An 18,125-nucleotide genomic window follows, 5' to 3' on the forward strand; every position below is an offset into this window, starting at 1 on the left:
GAAGGGTGGAGCGGCCGGTGCCCGGGAGGGAAGCGCGAGTGAACCGCCCTCAAACTTTGGACCAGACACGTTATTTCTGCGTTACTAAGAGGCGCGCCTGTCTCCCGAATCAGTCGTCGGCGGTGAGGCGCGTGGTGAAACTGAACCGGTCTCCCCGGTAAAGGGAGCGCACGCGTTCGAGCGGACGGCCCCGGGCGTCCCGGGACAGGCGGTGGATGAGCAGCATGGGCAGCGCGGGCGGGGTGCCGATGAGCAGGGCCTCGCGCGGGGTGGCCAGGACCGTCTCCAGGCGCTCGTCGGCGCTGGCGAAGCCGTCGCCCACCTGCTCCCGGAGGTAGGCGTAGAAGCTGGAATCAGGGTCGAAGTCGGTATCCAACCGGGGCGCGCGCTCCACCGCCACGTAGGTGGACTCCAGCCCCACACGTTCGTCGTCGGCCCACAGCACCCGCTCCATGTGCCAGACCGGCTCCCCCTCGGCCAGGTCCAGCTCGGCCGCGAGACCGGCCGGGCACGGCCAACCGCGCAGGTCGACCAGCGTCCGCCCCGGGGACCGGCCCTGGCGGCGCACCCCCTCGGTGTAGCTGGCGAGGGAGAGTGGCTGTTCGAGCTTGGGGCCGGCCACGACCGTCCCCCGCCCCCGGCGGCGCAGACGGCCCTCCAGAAGCAGGTCCCGCAGCGCCTGGCGGACGGTCTCCCGGGCCGCGCCGAAACGTTCGGCCAGCTCGCGCTCGGTGGGCAGGGCATGCCCTTCGGGCAAGCCGTCCACCAGCTCGGTGAGCTGTATGCGCACCGCGTAGTACTTGGGCACACGCCCGTGCTCGGGCACGCCCGCGCGCACGGGCGCCCCGCCGTCCTGAGGGATTCCGGTCACCGACACGCGCGCCATTGTCCCCCAACCTCGTGAACGCCCGCCGCTCGGGCACAGCGCCACCGGGCACCGAGAGCCCGGCCGTCCAGCCATCGCCCCGGTTCGACCTGGTTCGATCTATTTCCACCCGATTCGGGTCACCCCGAAGACCAGAGCCCTCAGGGAACCGGGTCACCTGGGTGATTTGAAAGGGAACCTTTTGCGCGACCTGGGACTCTGAGGTCTGGGGGCGGGAAAGGCCCGCCCCGATCCCAGGAGGACCGCGTGAGCACCAACCCCCAGATCGCCGCCAGGTTTGATGTTGCTTCAGTTCGGTAGACACCTGTGAGCTGGGGTTTTACGCGGCCTGAGACAGCGCCGCAAGCCTGTCTTGAGCAACTTCGGTGTGGCGACGTTCATACTCAGCCGGGCTGAGCTGACCATTGGCCGAATGCCGCCGCCAGGGGTTGTAGAACCCCTCGATATAGGAGAACACCTCCCGCTCCGCATCCGCCCTGGTGGCGAAACGGGTGCGGTCGATCAACTCGGTCTCCAACGACGCGAAGAAGCTCTCGGTGACGGCGTTGTCGTAACACGACCCCGTCCGCCCCGTCGAGGGAGCGATCCCTGCCTCTTCGCAGCGGCGACCAAAGGCCAGACTGGTGTATTGCGATCCCTTGTCCGAGTGATGGATCAGCCCCGGACCGGGACGGCGGGCGGTCACCGCCATGGCCAGCGCGTCGCAGACCAGATCGGCGCGCATGTGAGGGGCCATCGCCCAGCCCACGATGCGGCGCGAGAACAGGTCCATCACCACCGCCAGGTACACCCACCCCTGGTCGGTGGGCACGTAGGTGATGTCCGCGCTCCACTTGGTGTTGGGGGCATGGGCGGTGAAGTCACGACCGACCAGATCCGGTGGGGCTGTGGCCATCCGGTCCTGGGAGGTCAGGCTTTGCGGCCGGTGCGGCGGTGGACCCCGACCAGGCCCTGGCGGCGCATCAGCCGGGTGATGCGGTTGCGTCCAGCGCGGATGCCGTCGAGCTCGGCCAGGTCGGCCTGGAGCCTGGGGGAGCCGTAGGTGCCGCGGGAGCGCTCGTGGTGGCCCTGGATGCGCTCGGACAGGTCAGCGTCGGAGCGTTCCTTGGCCGTGGGGCCGTCCTGGATTCGGTGGTGGTGTTTGTAGTAGCCCTGCCGCGATACGCCGAGCAGCCGGGACATCAGGGAGACGGAGTGGCGTGTCTTTTCTTCGTCGATCAGCCGGAACATCACCGACTGGTCTCCCGGACGAAGAAAGCCGTGGCCTTGCGCAGGATCTCGCGCTCTTCGCGCAGCTGGGCGTTCTCTCGGCGAAGGCGGGCCAGTTCGGCCTTGTCATCGCTGGTGGTGCCCTCTGCCTGGCCGGAGTCGATCTTGGCCTGATTGATCCAGGTGCGGATCGTCTGGGCCGAGGGTTCGAACTCAGCTGCCAGGTCCTCGGGGCTACGGCCGGAGCGGGCCAGCGCGATGATCTGATCGCGGTACTCCGGCGGGTACGCAGGGCGGGTCTTGGGCACTTCAATCTCCTCGTTCAATGACAAAGTATCCGAAAGCGGACACCTGTCCACCGAACCGAAGCAAGATCAGTTCGGCGACCTCTTCGACGCCTTGGACACTGATGGCGACAAGACGGTGACCTGGGCTGACTACCAGCGCCTCGTGGACCGCTACCTGTCCGGCTACGGCCTGGCCGCGTCCGAGCCCAGGGCCCAGGCCGTCCGGGAGGCGTACGAGTCCCTATGGCAGAAGCTGGCCCAGGCCTCGCAGGACGAGCCGTTGGACCGGGACCGGTTCGTGGCGGCCATGCACTCGGCTTCGGAGGACAGGAGCCGCTCGAACGCGGCCGAGGCCGTGGCGGAGGCCGTGTTCGACCTTCTGGACGAGGCCCGGGACGGCCGGATCAGCCAGGCGGAGTTCCTGGTCTACACGAACGCCCTGGGCGCCCGTGAGGAGGAGGCGCGCAAGCGGTTCGCGCACGTGGACACCGACGGTGACGGCTACATCAGCCGCGAGGAGTTCGTGCTCTCCGCCCGCCAGTTCCTGTTCGGCGACGACCTCGACTCCCCCGGCGGCTTCGTCTTCGGGGTGGTCTGACCAGCTCCTGACTCCTGACGGCGGCGCACCGGGGCCACCGCCGTCAGGAGCGGCAGGACCACGGACAGGTATCGAAATGTCCTGCCGTAGAACCGGAGAGCCCGTTCCGGAGTCCGACTGAGGCGAGCACTACCCCCACAATTCCCCCATGCCTCAGGAGGCCGCAATGCGACGGGTCAAACGCGAACGAATCATCGTCGGAGCAGTACTGGGCGCCCTGTCCATGCTTGTGGCCACCGGCTGCTCGGCATCCATCTCGGCCGACGACGTCGCCGCGGAGTCCAGCGCGATGCTGACCCAGCAGATCGGCCAGGAACCGGACGATCTCACCTGCGAAGAGGACCTCCCCGCGGAGGTGGGCGCCGAGATCCGCTGCGAGATCGAAATCGAGGGCGAGACCATCGGTGCCACCGCCACGGTCACCGAGGTCGACGGCTCCGACGTCCAGTGGGACATCAAGGTGGACGACACCCCGGCCGACGACACCGCCGCGGAGGACGACGCCGCTGAGGACAGCGCGGCCGAGGCTCCCGCCGGGGGCCAGGACAGCAGCTCCGCCGTGGCCAGCGACGGCCAGGTCTCCAACGTGGAGATCATCAACCAGTCGACCCCGGTTCTGGAAGCCGCCGGCTACTCGCCCGACAACTTCGTCTGCAGTGACACCCACATCCTCGCGCAGGTGGGTGCTGAGCTGGGTTGCCAGTTCTTGCAGGACGGCGACAGCTACCCCATCACCGTCACGGTGACCTCCGTCGAGGGCAGCACTGTCCACTGGGACATCCAGTTCGACGAGTAACCCCGGTAGCGCTTGAGCCGGAAGACGGGGCGCCTGCCCAGTATGCGGGGCAGGCGCCCCGTCTCGCTTCCGCCGAACGGTGCTAGCAGAAGGGGCGGCGAATCTGGTCGCGGGCCCACAGGTGAGCGAGGAGGTTGTCCCAGTCCCCCGCCTCGTACAGGCCGCTGCTGGAGGCGACCCAGTAGGACTGGGTGGACTCGCCGAAGTAGATGATCAGGTTGCGGTGCTGCTGCTGGAGGAGCGCGGCCCGAGCGTGCTCGGTGGAGAACTCGGCACGGTGGCCGCCGAGGCGGGGCAGGCTCTGCGCCCGGCAGGCCCGGCAGGAACGGTGCGTGCAGTGCTGACAGGTGGCGCCGACTACCCGGTTCTCCTGCGAGGCGCGGGGCATGGGGATAGGATTCATCGCTGATCCTGCTTTCTTAGTTTTCGTAGGCTGAAATTCAGGGTTCGTTGGGCTCAGAAGACGTGGCAGCGTCTCCTGAGCCCTCTTGCGTTTGCAGAGCCTCTGTGTCTCTAGAGGCTGTTCCAGCGGCTCTCGCTCAGGTCATAGGCGAGGAAGAACCAGACGCTGCGGTACTCCGGGTGCCCGTTGTCGCCCCAGCGGGTGGACAGCGCGTTGACCATGGCCAGCCCGCGCCCCGACTCCAGGTCCAGGTCGAGCCCACCCGGGCAAGGGGTGAGGGGGCCGCGCGGGATCGGGCGCAGGCTGCCCTGGTCCCGGCAGGTCAGGAGCATCCCGTCGCCTGCCCGCTCGACCACCAGGGTGTAGGAGGCCCCGAACTCGCTGGAGCGCGAGTGGGCAACGGCGTTGTTGGCCAACTCGGCACCCAGGAGGGTGAAGAGGTAGCGGTAGTCGGTGGACTGATCCGCCGCACACGTGCTCAGGAACATCCGGACCAGCGGCAGGAGGTTCGCGATGCCGGGGAAGCTGTGCTGGCGCTTGCGGAAGTGGAGCTGGTCCGCGTTCCCGGAGAAGTAGTGGGCGTGGAAGGGCTTGATGAAGCTGGCCAACGGGACCGTGACCTCGCTCCGCGCGAGCTCGGGGGCGAACGTGGGCATGACGAACACACTCCTTGGCATGACAAAGCACGAACAGGGGTGGGGGAAGGTCGCCCGTTGGAAGTTTCGTGAACCCACGACGCGCGGAACGGGCTAGGCATAGCCTTCAGCTCAAGAGTTCGACAACGAGCTTCCAGCTAGATTCCATCCTAGAATGAGAATCCCGCCAGTCAAGCGGTTCTCACAAGAATCCCGTTATGTCCGTTTAGGATTCCCCTATGACACAAAAGAGCCCGAATATTCGCCGCCGTCGACTTGGTCATGTATTGCGTGGCCTGCGAGAAGAAGCTGGACTCACGCTTGACGCGGCCGCCAAAGGCGCGGGGGTTCCCCGTTCCACCCTGGGCCGCATGGAGACCGCCGAGGCGCGCCGCCTGCGTCACACAGACCTGGACGCACTCGCTGACTTCTACGAGGTCGATCCAGAGACTCGGGGAGGCATGCACGGCCTGGCTCGTGAAGCGAAGGAGCCCGGCTGGTGGTCCAAGTACAAGGACGTCTTCGGCGAGCGAGCCCTTCCGGACTGGGAGGCTGAGGCTGCGGCCATTCGCACGTTTCAGCCGCAACTCATCCCCGGGCTCTTTCAGACTCCGAGCTACGCGGCCGCGATCTTCCGAGGCGGTCGAGCCACAGCGGACGAGAACATCGAGCGGTTGGTCGAAGCCCGGGTGAACCGTCAGCAGATCCTCAACCGGGTCCATCCGCCTCGAATGACAGCGGTGATCGATGAAGCTGCACTCCATCGCCTCGTAGGCGGCCGCGAGGTAATGAAAGAACAGCTAGAGCACCTTGGCCACCTCGCTGTTCGGCACAACATTGATGTCCAGGTATTGCCGTATACGGCTGGCGAGCACCTGGGGATGGAGGGGGCGTTCACCATCCTGGAGTTCCCTGAGCCCCGGGACACTCCCATCACGTTCGTGGAGACAGCGACTACGGGGCTTGCACTTGAAACTCCTGAAGAGCTTGACGCGTATAACGTGGCCTTCAGCAACGTCCAGGGGGTAGCGCTGTCCACTTCCCTGTCCGCCAAGTTCATCGACGATGCCGTCAAAGCACTGGAGAAGCAGACATGAGTCACCGGCTTGAGTTCCGGAAGAGCAGCTACAGCGGCCGGGGCCAGGACTGCGTCGAGGTTGCTCAGATCCCCACGACCTTCAGGAAGAGCACCCACAGCGGGCACGCCCAGAACTGCGTCGAGGTCGGTTCGCTCCCCTGCGGTGCGGCGCTCCGGGACTCGAAGCACCCCGACGCCGGTCACCTGCCCTTCCCCAAGAGCGAGTGGGCGTCCTTCCTCACCATCGCTCTCAAGTAGCCCACCCCCGAAGCCCCCAACAAACCAAAGCCCGGTCATGACCACCCTCTGGTCACTGCCGGGCTCCCTACGTTCGTTCCCCCGTTTCCCGCCGCTCGATGGTGGCCGTCTCCGCTGCGCGCGTCAAGGTCGTACGTCCTCGCTTCCAAGGCCGTTTAGTTAGCGCTCCAAGCCAGCTGTCAAGCCCGTAGCACCACCCCACCCAACACAAAGAACGGGACCTCCGATAAAAGCAGGAAATCGACCAAGATCCACCTGCCCCGGAGGCCCCGTTGCCCGACCAGTATGCCACCACCTCCCACACCCACACCCACACCCACACCATCACCGTGGCCGCCGGTATCTACGCCCCCGGCCACCTAGGCGAACTCACCCGCTACCTGCCCTTCGACCTCATCGACGCCGTCCTGGAACACACCCGCACCCAGCAACAACGACTGCGCGCTCTGCCCTCACGGGTCGGGGTCTACTTCGTGCTGGCCCTGAACCTGTTCCCCCACCTGGGATACGCCCGCGTCTGGGACACCCTCGTAGCGGGCCTGCAAAGCCTGCCCCTGCCCCGCCCCAGCCAGGCCGCGCTCGTGCACCTGCGCCGACGCCTGGGCCCCACCCCGTTCAAAACCCTCTTCCAGACCCTGGCGGCTCCCTTGGCCCAACCCACCACCCCCGGAACCCGCTACCGGCACTGGCGCACCGTGGCCTTCGACGCCTGCCACTCGATCAAAGCCCCCGACAGCGCACGCAACCTCACCTGGCTCCGCAAGATCTGCTACCAGCAAGGCACGGAAGGCTACCCCCGCCTGCAGATCACCGCCCTGTGCGAGACCGGTACCCGCTCCCTGCTGGGCGCCACCCTGACCCGCGCCCCCAGCGGCGAACCCGACCAGGCCCGCACCCTGCTCGACCGGCTCACCCCCCAGATGCTGGTCCTGGCCGACCAGGCCTACCAAGGCAACACCTTCCTGGGCGAGGTCGCCGACACCGGAGCCCAACTCCTGATCCGCCTGCGAGAACACCGCCGCCCCCGGGTGGAAACCCTGCTCCCGGACGGCTCTTACCTGACTCACCTGGACGGGCTCAAACTCCGCATCGTCCAAGCCCGCATCACCGCCACCACCCAGGACGGGACACAGGTCAGGGGCGTGTACCGGCTGGCCACCACCCTGCTGGACCACCGCACCGACCCCGCCCGGCAACTGCTGGCCCTGTACCACGAACGCTGGGAGGTGGAATCGGCCTTCTACTCCCTACGACACACCCTGCTGCACCGTCGTGTGCTGCGCTCCCAGGACCCGGCCGGCCTGGAGCAGGAGGTGTGGGCCCTGCTGGTGCTCTACCAGGCGCTGCGCATGCCCATGGTCGAGGCGGTGGAGTCCCGGCCAGGCACCCACGCCGATCGGGCCCCCTTCACCACCGCCCTGAACACCGCCCGTTGCCAGGTCATCACCGCCCAGCAGGTGCTGCCCGACCAAGACGCCCCCGGCCGAGGCGGGGGCATAGTCCAAGCGGTACGGGAGAACCTGCTCCCGGCCCGCCGTGCTCGGATCAGCGCACGCAAGCTCAAGTGTTCCCACCGGCGTTACCGCGAAGCCGACCCCGAGCGGCCCCTGACCACCGATCGGGTGCAGGATCTGGAGTTGGAGATCTTGGCCCCTGCGCCCGAGGCCGTGGCGGGGCCCCAACAGCCCGCGGCCAAGATGGCGCCCGGGATCCGGCCCGGTGGGTCCAAGGAGCGCACGATGCGCCTGTTGGGCTCGGACCTGAGTCGGGGGTGGAGTCCGATCGAGGTCGCTCGGGCGTTGGATTATCCGCATTATCGGAGTCTGGCCACGCAGATGGGGGTGTGGGTCCAGGAGGGGTTCCTGCAACGGACCGCGCATGGCCGATACACCCTGGCTCTGCGGTGGGCGGGGGTGGAGTTGACAGCCCAGCGCGTTCCTTAACTAAACGGCCTTGTCCTCGCTTCGCTGCGGGCGCTCCACCTTGACCCGCTTCGCTACGACGGCGGTTGGCGGCTATCGGGAAACGGGAGAGGAGTGGTCGGGGCCCAACCCCAACTACCTCGGCCTTCGGCCGGTGCCTTCCCCAGCCCGGAGCGGAACGGGTCACGTGTCACGGCCGGTCAAGGCGGGCAACGAAAAGCGGCAACGAAGGCGGGAGCACCCCCAGGCCCCGAGCACAGTTTCGGCCCCTTTTCCGAAGATGATCTTGCTACCAGAAGCAAGTTCAGCGCCGAACTTGCTTCTGGTAGCAAGATCACCGGGGATGAGGGGGTTTCGGAAGCAGCGGACCGCCTCAGGCGCGGGTTACGGACACCCTGGCTTCCCCAGGGCCAACACCACAGCGCTGAACCCCAGCCTCGCCGCCGCTTGTCCGATGGCACGCATGACCGGCCGCGACACGCGACCCGATCCGCGCAGAGCTGGGGAGCCTGTCGCCCTCGCTGCCGCTTTTCCGTCCGGGCGAGTGACCGGCCGCGACACGCGAACCGATCCGCGCAGGCCTGGGGAGGGCTCCGGCCGAAGGCCGCGTAGTTGCCGTTGGTAGTTGCTGTTGGGGCCCTTTGGGGGACCGTCTGCCACCCCGACCACACCTCCCCCGTTTCCCGATAGCCGCCAACCGCCGTCGTAGCGAAGCGGGTCAAGGTGGAGCGCCCGCAGCGAAGCGAGGACGAACGACCTTGACGCGCGCAGCGCAGACGGCCACACTCACGCGGCGGGAAACGGGGGAACCCCGCACCCGAACCGGAACCCGCACCCGCACCCACCAAACAGAGCCAGGCAGGGACCAGCCGCTGTGTGGGGAGCGCCGTGCCCCGGAGCCAGGTGGGTTCCGGGATGCTGCTGATCAGGTGGGTTCGGGGATGTTGGTGATCAGGGCGGCCAGGCCCTCGGCGTCCAGCAGGTCGGCGGGCCGCACGGTCTCACCGGCCCGCACGTAGTGGAAGGCCGCCCGGACCTCCTCCAGCTCCACCCCGGCAAGATCGGCCCAGGCCAGCCGGTAGGCAGCCAGCTGTACGCTCACCGCTCTCCGTTCGACGTTGTTCCCCGGCGGTCGGCCGGTCTTCCAGTCGACGACGTCGTAGCGGCCGGTTTCCGCGTCATGGAACACCGCGTCCATGCGGCCCCGGATCAGCCGGTCACCGATGACGGTCTCGAAGGGCACCTCCACCTCGGTCGGGATACGCGGCCCCCACTCGCTCTCCTCGAACCTCCGCTGGAGCTCGGCGAGATCCTCGTCCTCGCCCGCCGTCTCGTCTGCGGCCCCGGGCAACTCGTCCAACAGCGTGGCGTTCTGACCGAAGCGCTGCTCCAGCCAGGTGTGGAAGGCCGTACCGCGCCTGGTGTGCGGCGCGGGCGGGCGGGGCAGGGGGCGACGGATCTGACGGGCCAGCGCCGAGGGGTCCCGGGCCAGCCAGACCATCGAGGACACCGACAGGTGATCGGGCAGCTCCACCTGGACGGGGCCTTCCCCCGGACCGGTGGTGGCGCGGTCGCGGTGGGCCAGCAGCAGCTCGGTGTCGCGTTCCCAGCCCTGGAGCCTGCGGCGTAGCCCCTCCGGGGTCTTCCTGGGCCCAGCGGGTCTGCCCTCGCGGATACGGGCCCGGGCGTTCTCGACCAGGTCGGCTCCGGCCAGGATCTGGGCGCGGCGGGAGTCCTCCGCCGGCGCGGGCAGCGCTGGGGCGGGTCCGGACTCCGGTGCGGGAACGGGCTCGTATTCGGGCACAGGCGGCACGTCGTCGAACTCGGGGTCGAACTCCGGCTCGTACTCGAAGTCCGGTTCGGGGCCGAACTCGAAGTCGGGCACGGGGTCGGACACGACCGGTACAGACGAAGGCGCGCCCGCCTCCGCATCCGCCTCCGCCCGCAGGTCCTGGGGCGGCCACACCGCCGAGGACTCCTCCTCGTCGTGCGGGTTGGTGTCCTCGGGGTCCGGCGGCGGGTCCCAGCGCACGACGGAGCCCGCGCCCCGCTCGCAGGCGGCGCGGATCTCCTCCAGGAACTCCGAGGGGCCGCGCGGGGTGCTGCCGGTCCGGCCCCACCAGTGTCCGGTGCACACCAGGGCGTAGGAGGCGCGGGTGACCGCCACGTACGCCAGGCGACGCTCCTCCATCAGGTGGCGGGCTTCCTCGGCCTCCTTGAAGGCCGCGATGTCGTCCTTCTCCACCCCGCGCAGAGCGGGCAGGCTGGAGCGGTCACCGCGCAGCGGGTACGGGAGCAGGTAGTCGGCCTTCACCCAGGCCAGGGAGTCACGGGCCTTGGCCGGGAACAGCGGGGCCCGCTTGCCCGAGCTCACCCCCGGCAGGATCACCACCGGCCACTCCAGGCCCTTGGCGCCGTGCATGGTCATCAGCTTCACGCTGTCCGAACCGCCGACCCGCTCCCCCGGGCTGAGCGCGCTCTCGTTCTCCTCGGCGGCGTTGAGGTAGCCCAGGAAGCTCCCCAGGGTGGGGTCCTCGGTGTTGCCCACGAACCGCACGGCGTGGTCGACGAAGGCGTCCAGGTCCGCGCGGGCCGAGAGCGGGTCGCGGTGGATCCGCGCCGCGACCTCGATGTCCAGGCCGAGCATGCGCTCGATCTCGGTGATCAGGTCCGGCAGCGGCTGCCCCACGAACTTGCGCAGGGTGCGCAGCTCCTCGGACAGCCGTCCCAGGCGCTCGTAGGCGACCGGGGAGTAGTGCTCGGCGTCCCCCGGGTCGTCGACGGCGTCGACGAGGCTGCCGCTCTCGGCGGTCAGGTCGAGAACCGTGCGGCGCAGCAGGTCCTCGGATTCCTCGCCCTCCGCGCTCTCCTCGGCGGCGGGTCCGGTGAGGTCACGGCGGGTGTGGCGGGCCAGTTCGGAGGCGCGCTTGCCGAGGGCAGCCAGGTCCCGGGGCCCCATCCGCCAGCGGGGGCCGGTGAGCAGGCGGGCCAGTTCGTTCCCGGCGGAGGCGTCGTGGACCACCCGCAGGGTGGCGATGATGTCGCGGACCTCGGGCACCAGCATGAGCCCGCCCAGGCCGACGACCTCCACCGGGATGTCCTGCGCCTCCAGGGCCTCGCGCAGCGGCGGGAACTGGGAGCGCTTACGGCACAGGACCGCGATGTCGCCGGGACTGATCCGCCCCTCCTGTCCCCCACCGGACTCACCTTCGGGCCAGGCCCTGCCGTCCGGGGCGAAGACCGATCCGCCCGCGTCCTCGGCGGTGGCCTCGACCAGCCCCCGCACCTGCTGGGCGATCCACGCCGCCTCCTCGGTCTCGGTGGAGAACAGCGCGGTCAGCGCGGTCCCCCGTCCCCTGCGCGCGGGTCCGGGGTGCAGGATCGGCACGTCCGCCGCTTCCGCCCGCAGCGGTTCGGAGATCCGCTCGGCGACGTTCAGGACCTTCTCACCGTTGCGAAAACTCAGGGACAGCCGACGCACCGAAGCAGGCTTCCCCGGCGCGATCGGGAAGTCCGTGGGAAAGCTGGTGAGGTTGGCCGCGATCGCCCCGCGCCAGCCGTAGATGGACTGGCAGGGGTCGCCCACCGCCGTGACCGCGTGTCCGTCGCCGAAGAGCGCGCGCAGCAGCACCAGCTGGGCGTGGCTGGTGTCCTGGTACTCGTCCAGGAGCACCACGCGGAAGCGCCCGCGTTCGATCAGCCCGACCTCGGGGTGGTTCTGCGCGATCCGGGCGGCCAACGCCATCTGGTCGCCGAAGTCCATCGCCTCACGGGTGTGCTTGGCGTGGTTGTAGCGCTCCACCAGCGGCAGGAGCTCCTCCCGGCGGCGCTGGGTGTCCACCAGGTCCCGGGTGGGCTGGGTGGGTTTGCGGGACATCGCGTCCACCCCCGCCTGGATCCAGCGCCCCACCCCGCGCACCTGGTCGGCGGTGGTGAGGTGGTCGGAGATCTGCCCGGACAGGTCCAGCACCCGGCGGGTGACGGTGTCCGCGCCGACGTTGACGTGGTCCATCGGCCCGTCGTACTCGCCGACGATCCGTGCGGCCAGCTGCCAGGCCTGGCCCTCGCTCAGCAGCCGCGAGGTGGGCTCGACCGCCTCGCGCAAAGCATGGTCACCCACGATGCGCCCGGCGTAGGAGTTGTACGTGGAGACCGTGGGCTCGCCGTCCAGCAGCTCGCCCGGGAGCTGCTCGGTGGCGCGCAGCTGCTCCAGGCGCTTGCGCACCCGCTCGGCCAGTTCGGCGGTGGCCTTGCGCGTGAAGGTCAGGCCGAGGACCTGTTCCGGGCGCACGTGCCCGTTGGCGACCAGCCAGACCACCCTCGAAGCCATCGTCTCGCTCTTGCCCGAACCCGCTCCGGCGATGACCACACCGGGTTCCAGCGGCGCCGCGATGACCTGGGCCTGCTCGGTCGTCGGCTCGGGTCGCTGGAGCAGCCGAGCGAGCTCGGCCGGGCTGAAGCGGGGGCGGTGCTCCTCGGCAGCCTCGAAAGCCACGGGGGCGGCGGGGGTGGGTTCAGACATGTCGGCCCTCGTCCTGAACCGGGCAGCAGGCGCGTACGGCGCACGAGTTGCATCCGGTGTTGCGGGTGGCGGCGAAGCGGGATCCGCCCATGCCGGTGGCGACCTCGTGCACGAGGGTCTGCGCCCATCCGGGGTCGGGGTCCTCGCCCAGCGGGGGCTGAGCCTGTTCGCGCGCCTTCTTGCTGAGTGCGGCCTTGCCGACCTGGACCAGCGCGGCGCCGCCGGGTTCGGCCAGGCCGAGTTTGGCGAACGCACCCTTGAGCACGGCCATCTGGTAGACGCCGAGCTGGGGGTGTCGGGCCAGGTCGTCGGCCTTGGTGCCGCCGGTCTTGAGGTCCACGACCACGGCGCGGCCCTCGGTGTCGCGTTCGAGGCGGTCCACTCGGCCGGTGATCTCGATGCCGCCCACGTCCACCTTGAAACCCTCCTCCGTGACGACCAGCTCGCGGTCGTTGGTGGCGTCCCAGGTGATGAACTTGCGGACCATCTCGTCCGCCCGGTCGCGCTGCTTGTCGGACTGCCAAGGCCCGCCGAAGTCGAGGTCGGTCCAGATCTCGTCCATCCGGGAGCTGACCTCCTCCGCGCTGCTGCCCTGGGCGACCAGGACGGCGACCGCGTGCACGACGGTGCCGAGCGCGGAGGCGGAGTCGCCCGAAGAGGCCCCGGCGGCGCGCTCCAGCAGCCAGCGCAGCTGACAGTTGGTGAAGCTCTCCACCTGGGAGGGCGAGACCCGGATGGTGTCCTCGGGGTCGGAGAGCGGGCGGTCGTCGGTGAACGGGGTGAGCGCGTACCACTCCGCCGGATCGGCCCCCCGTACCCCTTCCTCGGCCAGGCGGGCCAGATGGGCTGCGGCCGCCTCACGCAGCGGCCCGGGCGCGGAAGGGTCGGTGACCACCGAGCGCAGGTCGGCGACGAGCGCGGGCAGGGAGAGCCAGCGGCGGCCGGTACTCACCGGCTCCGGGTCGCCCATCCCCATCTCGTTGAGGAAACGCGAAGGCCGCTCGTCGGTGTCCTCACCGCCCACACAGGTCACGTAGAGGGAACGGCGGGCGCGGGTGAGCGCCACGTAGAACAGGCGGCGCTCCTCGTCCAGCAGTTTGGAGGCCAGGGCCGCACCGAAGGAGTCCGCGGAGTGGCTCTCGGCGTCCACCAGCTCCTCCACGCCGAGCAGCGAACCGCGCAGGCGCAGGTCCGGCCACTCGCCCTCCTGGGCCCCGGCCACCACGACCAGCCCCCACTCCAGGCCCTTGGAGCGGTGGGCGGTGAGGATGCGCACCGCCTCGCCCTCGGGCGCGCGTTCGGCGAGGCTGTCCCCGGGGATTTCCTGGGCGGCCAGATCGTCGAGGAAGCCGTCGGGGGTGCCGGGCGGCAGCCGGTCGCAGTAGCGGGCGGCGCTCTCGAACAGCGCGACCACGGCGTCGAGGTCGCGGTCGGCGGCGGCACCCCGGCGGCCTCCGGCCTGGCTGGCGCGCAGGAAGCGGTCGGCCAGACCGCTGTCGCGCCACAGCTCCCAGAGGACCTGTTCGGCGTCGGATCCCTTGGCGGTGAGGTCGCGGACGGTACGCAGGGCCCCCGCCACCCGGGTGGCGGGAGCGGCGATGGCGGGGTCCACCAGGGTGAGTTCCCGGGGGTCGCGCAGCGCGTCCACGAGCAGCTGGGAGGAGGGCCGGTACCCGGCAGGCTCAGCTTCCCCTGCTGCGCTTTCCCCGGCTTCGCCCTCTTCCCTGACCCGGTCCAGATCCAGGCGGCGCAGTGCCCGCACCAGACGCCGCAACCGCACCGTGTCGGCCTCGCCGAACGGGCTCATCAAAAGCTCGCGGGCGGCGTCGTCGTCCAGTTCCTCGGGGCGCAGGCCGTAGCGGATCAGGCCGAGCATCGGACGGACGATCGGTTCGGCGGCCACCGGCAGGTCGTCCGAGCCCACGACCACCGGCACCGAGGCGGCGGTGAGCGCGCGGCGCAGGACCGGGAGCTGGCGGCTGGAGGAGCGCACCAGCACCGCCATGTCCGACCACGGGACCCCGTCCATCAGGTGGGCGCGGCGCAGGGTGTCGGCGATGACCGCGGCCTCCTGGGTGGCGCTGTCGGCCATCAGGACGTGCACCTCGCCGTCGGGGACCCCCTCGGCCGGGGTGAGGGCGCGGTGGGCGTTGACCTGGCCGCGCGCGGAGGACACAGCGGGCAGGCGGCGGGTGAGGCCGCGCGAGGCCGCCAGCAGGACGGAACCGCTGCGACGACAGGTCTGCAGCGCGACCACCGGAGCGTCCTTGCGCTCCAGGGTGGGGAACCGGCTGGGGAAGTCCAGGATGTTGTGCACCTCGGCGCCGCGGAAGGCGTAGATGGACTGGTCCGGGTCGCCGACCGCGATGAGGTCGCGGCCGTCCCCGGCCAGGGCGCGCAGCAGCTCCTCCTGGGCGGGGTCGGTGTCCTGGTACTCGTCCACGAACACCACCTCGTGAGCGGACCGCTCGCGCTCCTGCACCTCGGGGTCGGTGAGCATGTTGGCGGCCACCCGCACCAGCTCGGCGTAGTTGAGCGTGGGCACGGGGGCGATGTCGAAGCGGCCGTTCATCCGGGAGAGGAACCCGGCCGCGGCGGTCCAGTCGTCGCGGTCGCGTTCGGCGGCCATCCCGGCCAGCGTCTGCGGGCCGAGCCCGCGTTCCTGGGCGCGCATGAGGAAGTCGCGCAGCTCCTCGGCGAAACCGCGGGTCTCCAGGGCGGGACGCAGCCGCTCGGGCCAGGCCTGCGCGCCGTCCTCGAACTCCCACTTCAGCAGCTCGCGCACCTCCATGAGCTGCTCGGGGCCGGACAGCAGCCGGGGCGGCAGGTCGCCCATCCGCTGGAACTCACGGCGGATGAGGGAGTAGGCGTAACTGTGGAAGGTCAGCGCCAAGGGTTCGCGGGTGGTGCGGCGCAGGCGGCCGGTGATGCGCTCACGGAGCTCCTGCGCGGCTTTTCGGCTGAAGGTGAGCACCAGGATGCGCGAGGGGTCCACGCCGCGGTTGTCGATGCGGTCGACGACGGCCTCGACGATGGTGGTGGTCTTGCCGGTCCCGGGGCCCGCCAGGACGAGGAGCGGCCCGCCCGGGTGATCGACCACGCGCTGCTGGTTCTCGTCCAGCACCGGAGGCGGCTGCACCTGGTGGGCGCGCCGCACAAGACGGTACGGGGATGTGTTCACACCTCCAGTTCACCAGAGGTGGACGACCATCCCGGACGTCAACGGACGTCAGAGGAGGGAACGGACCGCCCCTGCGGCCCTCGTCAGCCCTCGTTTCCCCCGTCCCACCGGGCCTGCCGCATGTCCACCCGATCACTGCCGGGCCGCATCGGAGTGCCCTCCTCGGCGTAGCGGGAAAGGGCCCGCACCTCGTGCCCGGAGGCCGGTCGCCCGTCCGCGCGCACCACCCGCCACCAGGGCACTCCCCCGCCCCACTGGGACATGACCGAACCCACCTGCCGTGGCCCGCCGCGGCCGACGTACTCGGCGATGTCGCCGTAGCTCATCACCTTGCCGGGCGGGATCCGCTCGACCACGGACAGGACGTCCTCGGTGTACTCGTCGGGTCCACCGTCCCGGGGCAGCGCTTCGGTCATGGAGGTGAGCCTAGCCACCCACACCGACAGGCGCCGCCCCGCTCCGGCTACTCAGGGACGGCGTTGCTGTGTGAGCCCCAGGCGAGCTCGGGGTCCCGTCTGCGCGCGGCCCTGGCCTTGACCAGACCGTAGGCCCCCAGGATCGCGATGGCTCCGCCGCCGATCCACGCGGTCAGCGCGGCCCCGGTGATGTGGGTGAACCCCAGCATCCACGGCAGGGCGAACAGGACAAGCCCGCCGACCAGCACGCCGACCTCGCTCGACAGAGCGCCGGGGCGGGTCAACGACACCGAGGCGGCCAGAATGACCGCCAGCCCCAGCACGAAGAACAACCCTCCGGAGAATCCCAGCATCCCGTGCACGACCCAGCTCAGGCCCACCACGAGTCCGAGGGCGACCGCGGCCCAGTCCGCCCAGCGTCCCTTCTCACGCATAACGCCACCTCCTTGCGTCGGGGATGCGCGCCGATGGTCGGCGCAGCGACCCGTGGGTGGCTTGTACCCGTTTCTGAAGGGTTTCGCCCCGAAGAACACGTCCGGGCGGCGCGGGGGGGTACCCCGCACCGCCCGGAGGCGAACCACAAGTCCCGCTAGGCGGGCCGGCCCTAGTAGGTGGGCAGGCTCGGGTCGACCTGGTTGATCCAGGCCAGGACGCCGCCGCCGACGTGCACGGCGTCGGCGAAACCGGCGGCCTTGACCGCGGCCAGGGCCTCCGCCGAGCGCACACCGGACTTGCAGTGCAGGACCACGCGCTTGTCCTGCGGCAGCTGCCCGAGGGCGTTGCCGTTGAGGAACTCGCCCTTGGGGATGAGCGTCGCACCCGGAATGGCGACGATCTCGTACTCGTTCTTCTCGCGCACGTCGACGAGGTAGATCTCGTCGGGCTTGTTGTCCAGGAGTTCCTTGAGCTCCGGGGCGGTGATGGTCGAGTCCACGGCGGCCTGGGTGGCCTCCTCGGACACGGCACCGCAGAAGGCCTCGTAGTCGATGAGCTCGGTGACCGGCTCGGTCTCCGGGTCCTTACGGACCTTGACCTCGCGCCAGGTCATCTCGAGGGCGTCGAAGATGAGCAGACGGCCGACCAGCGGGTCACCGATACCGGTGATCAGCTTGATCGCCTCGTTGACCATCACCGAGCCGATGGAGGCGCAGAGCACACCCAGGACGCCGCCCTCGGCGCAGGAGGGGACCATGCCGGGCGGCGGGGGCTCGGGGTACAGGTCGCGGTACTGGGGACCGTACTCGTTCCAGAAGACGCTGACCTGGCCGTCGAAGCGGTAGATCGAGCCCCACACGTAGGGCTTGTTCAGGATGACGGCGGCGTCGTTGACCAGGTAGCGGGTCGCGAAGTTGTCCGTGCCGTCCAGGATCAGGTCGTAGGGGGCGAGGATCTCCAACGCGTTGTCCGACTCCAGGCGGTCCTGGTGCAGGATGACCTCGACGTTGGGGTTCACCTCCTTGATGCTGTCCCGGGCGGACTCGGCCTTGGGACGGTCGACGTCGCTCTGGCCGTGGATGATCTGACGCTGGAGGTTGGACTCGTCGACGACGTCGAAGTCGATGATGCCGAGCGTGCCCACACCCGCGGCGGCCAGGTACAGCAGGGCCGGGGAGCCCAGGCCGCCCGCGCCGACAACGAGCACCTTGGCGTTCTTCAGGCGCTTCTGGCCGTCCATGCCCACGTCGGGGATGATCAGGTGACGCGAGTAGCGGCGCACCTCGTCCACGGTCAGCTCGGCGGCTGGTTCGACCAGCGGCGGCAGCGACACGGTGACTCCTCATGACTGTTCGGATCGCTTCGCATCCACCCGTGCCAGGGGCCCACGGGAACATGGGGGCGGTACGCGAAGCTGCTTGCACTTATACCCAACCTAACGGGTGGGGTATTCCATTCCCACCCCGGGGAGGCGTGGTCCATGTCGCGTTCACTGGCCT

The 18,125-nt window shown here is 69.7% G+C and carries 13 protein-coding genes and 1 pseudogene; 5 read left to right on the forward strand and 9 right to left on the reverse strand.

The features are described from left to right. Positions 1-109: 109 nt before the first annotated feature. Both NE857_RS28600 and NE857_RS28605 read right to left on the reverse strand, forming a co-directional pair. A complete protein-coding gene (locus NE857_RS28600; RefSeq protein ID WP_254418436.1) occupies positions 110-886 on the reverse strand; it encodes a GntR family transcriptional regulator in 777 nt (258 codons plus the stop codon). 319 nt (positions 887-1,205) lie between these two features. Further along, a pseudogene (locus tag NE857_RS28605) lies at positions 1,206-2,403 on the reverse strand (IS3 family transposase). A 91-nt stretch (positions 2,404-2,494) separates the two neighbouring features. Here NE857_RS28605 and NE857_RS28610 point away from each other — a divergent pair. Continuing rightward, positions 2,495-2,980 (forward strand): EF-hand domain-containing protein, encoded by a 486-nt coding sequence (locus NE857_RS28610; protein ID WP_435873517.1) that lies wholly within the window; start codon positions 2,495-2,497, stop codon positions 2,978-2,980. 166 nt (positions 2,981-3,146) lie between these two features. Then, positions 3,147-3,776: a DUF4333 domain-containing protein gene (locus NE857_RS28615; RefSeq protein WP_254418437.1), complete on the forward strand. Its 630-nt coding sequence runs from the start codon at positions 3,147-3,149 to the stop codon at positions 3,774-3,776. An 82-nt stretch (positions 3,777-3,858) separates the two neighbouring features. On the opposite strand, the gene NE857_RS28620 is transcribed toward NE857_RS28615, so the two are convergent. Next, positions 3,859-4,179 (reverse strand): hypothetical protein, encoded by a 321-nt coding sequence (locus NE857_RS28620; RefSeq protein ID WP_254418438.1) that lies wholly within the window; start codon positions 4,177-4,179, stop codon positions 3,859-3,861. Positions 4,180-4,289: 110 nt separating this feature from the next. After that, entirely contained in the window at positions 4,290-4,835 is a 546-nt protein-coding gene (locus tag NE857_RS28625) for an ATP-binding protein (protein ID WP_254418439.1), read from the reverse strand. A 218-nt stretch (positions 4,836-5,053) separates the two neighbouring features. Here NE857_RS28625 and NE857_RS28630 point away from each other — a divergent pair, with 218 nt between their 5' ends. The 3 genes from NE857_RS28630 (at position 5,054) to NE857_RS28640 (ending at position 8,093) form a co-directional block, all read left to right on the forward strand. Then, positions 5,054-5,911: a helix-turn-helix domain-containing protein gene (locus NE857_RS28630; RefSeq protein ID WP_254418440.1), complete on the forward strand. Its 858-nt coding sequence runs from the start codon at positions 5,054-5,056 to the stop codon at positions 5,909-5,911. Then, entirely contained in the window at positions 5,908-6,150 is a 243-nt protein-coding gene (locus NE857_RS28635) for a DUF397 domain-containing protein (RefSeq protein ID WP_254418441.1), read from the forward strand. The genes NE857_RS28630 and NE857_RS28635 overlap by 4 nt, the downstream gene beginning before the upstream one ends. A 272-nt stretch (positions 6,151-6,422) precedes the next feature. Next, positions 6,423-8,093, forward strand: coding sequence for an IS4 family transposase (locus tag NE857_RS28640; protein WP_254418442.1), 1,671 nt, complete (start codon positions 6,423-6,425; stop codon positions 8,091-8,093). A 904-nt stretch (positions 8,094-8,997) separates the two neighbouring features. Here the strand turns inward: NE857_RS28640 and NE857_RS28645 are convergent. The 5 genes from NE857_RS28645 to moeZ form a co-directional block, all read right to left on the reverse strand. Continuing rightward, positions 8,998-12,594: an ATP-dependent helicase gene (locus NE857_RS28645; RefSeq protein WP_254418443.1), complete on the reverse strand. Its 3,597-nt coding sequence runs from the start codon at positions 12,592-12,594 to the stop codon at positions 8,998-9,000. Continuing rightward, positions 12,587-15,751 (reverse strand): ATP-dependent helicase, encoded by a 3,165-nt coding sequence (locus NE857_RS28650; RefSeq protein ID WP_254422124.1) that lies wholly within the window; start codon positions 15,749-15,751, stop codon positions 12,587-12,589. The genes NE857_RS28645 and NE857_RS28650 overlap by 8 nt, the downstream gene beginning before the upstream one ends. 107 nt (positions 15,752-15,858) lie before the next feature. Continuing rightward, positions 15,859-16,191, reverse strand: a complete 333-nt coding sequence (locus tag NE857_RS28655; RefSeq protein WP_254418444.1) for an MGMT family protein — start codon at positions 16,189-16,191, stop codon at positions 15,859-15,861. A gap of 47 nt (positions 16,192-16,238) precedes the next feature. Then, positions 16,239-16,625: an SPW repeat domain-containing protein gene (locus NE857_RS28660; protein WP_254418445.1), complete on the reverse strand. Its 387-nt coding sequence runs from the start codon at positions 16,623-16,625 to the stop codon at positions 16,239-16,241. A 170-nt stretch (positions 16,626-16,795) separates the two neighbouring features. Beyond that, entirely contained in the window at positions 16,796-17,959 is a 1,164-nt protein-coding gene (gene moeZ / locus NE857_RS28665) for an adenylyltransferase/sulfurtransferase MoeZ (protein WP_254418446.1), read from the reverse strand. Positions 17,960-18,125: the final 166 nt, after the last annotated feature.

This window comes from Nocardiopsis exhalans, from assembly GCF_024134545.1.
GTDB lineage: Bacteria > Actinomycetota > Actinomycetes > Streptosporangiales > Streptosporangiaceae > Nocardiopsis > Nocardiopsis exhalans.

Coding starts and splice junctions, on each gene's coding strand:
- NE857_RS28620 (WP_254418438.1), bottom strand. CDS start 4,179: ATGAATCCTATCCCCATGCCCCGCGCCTCGCAGGAGAACCGGGTAGTC.
- NE857_RS28635 (WP_254418441.1), top strand. CDS start 5,908: ATGAGTCACCGGCTTGAGTTCCGGAAGAGCAGCTACAGCGGCCGGGGC.
- NE857_RS28660 (WP_254418445.1), bottom strand. CDS start 16,625: ATGCGTGAGAAGGGACGCTGGGCGGACTGGGCCGCGGTCGCCCTCGGA.
- NE857_RS28630 (WP_254418440.1), top strand. CDS start 5,054: ATGACACAAAAGAGCCCGAATATTCGCCGCCGTCGACTTGGTCATGTA.
- NE857_RS28625 (WP_254418439.1), bottom strand. CDS start 4,835: ATGCCCACGTTCGCCCCCGAGCTCGCGCGGAGCGAGGTCACGGTCCCG.
- NE857_RS28655 (WP_254418444.1), bottom strand. CDS start 16,191: ATGACCGAAGCGCTGCCCCGGGACGGTGGACCCGACGAGTACACCGAG.
- NE857_RS28645 (WP_254418443.1), bottom strand. CDS start 12,594: ATGTCTGAACCCACCCCCGCCGCCCCCGTGGCTTTCGAGGCTGCCGAG.
- NE857_RS28600 (WP_254418436.1), bottom strand. CDS start 886: ATGGCGCGCGTGTCGGTGACCGGAATCCCTCAGGACGGCGGGGCGCCC.
- NE857_RS28615 (WP_254418437.1), top strand. CDS start 3,147: ATGCGACGGGTCAAACGCGAACGAATCATCGTCGGAGCAGTACTGGGC.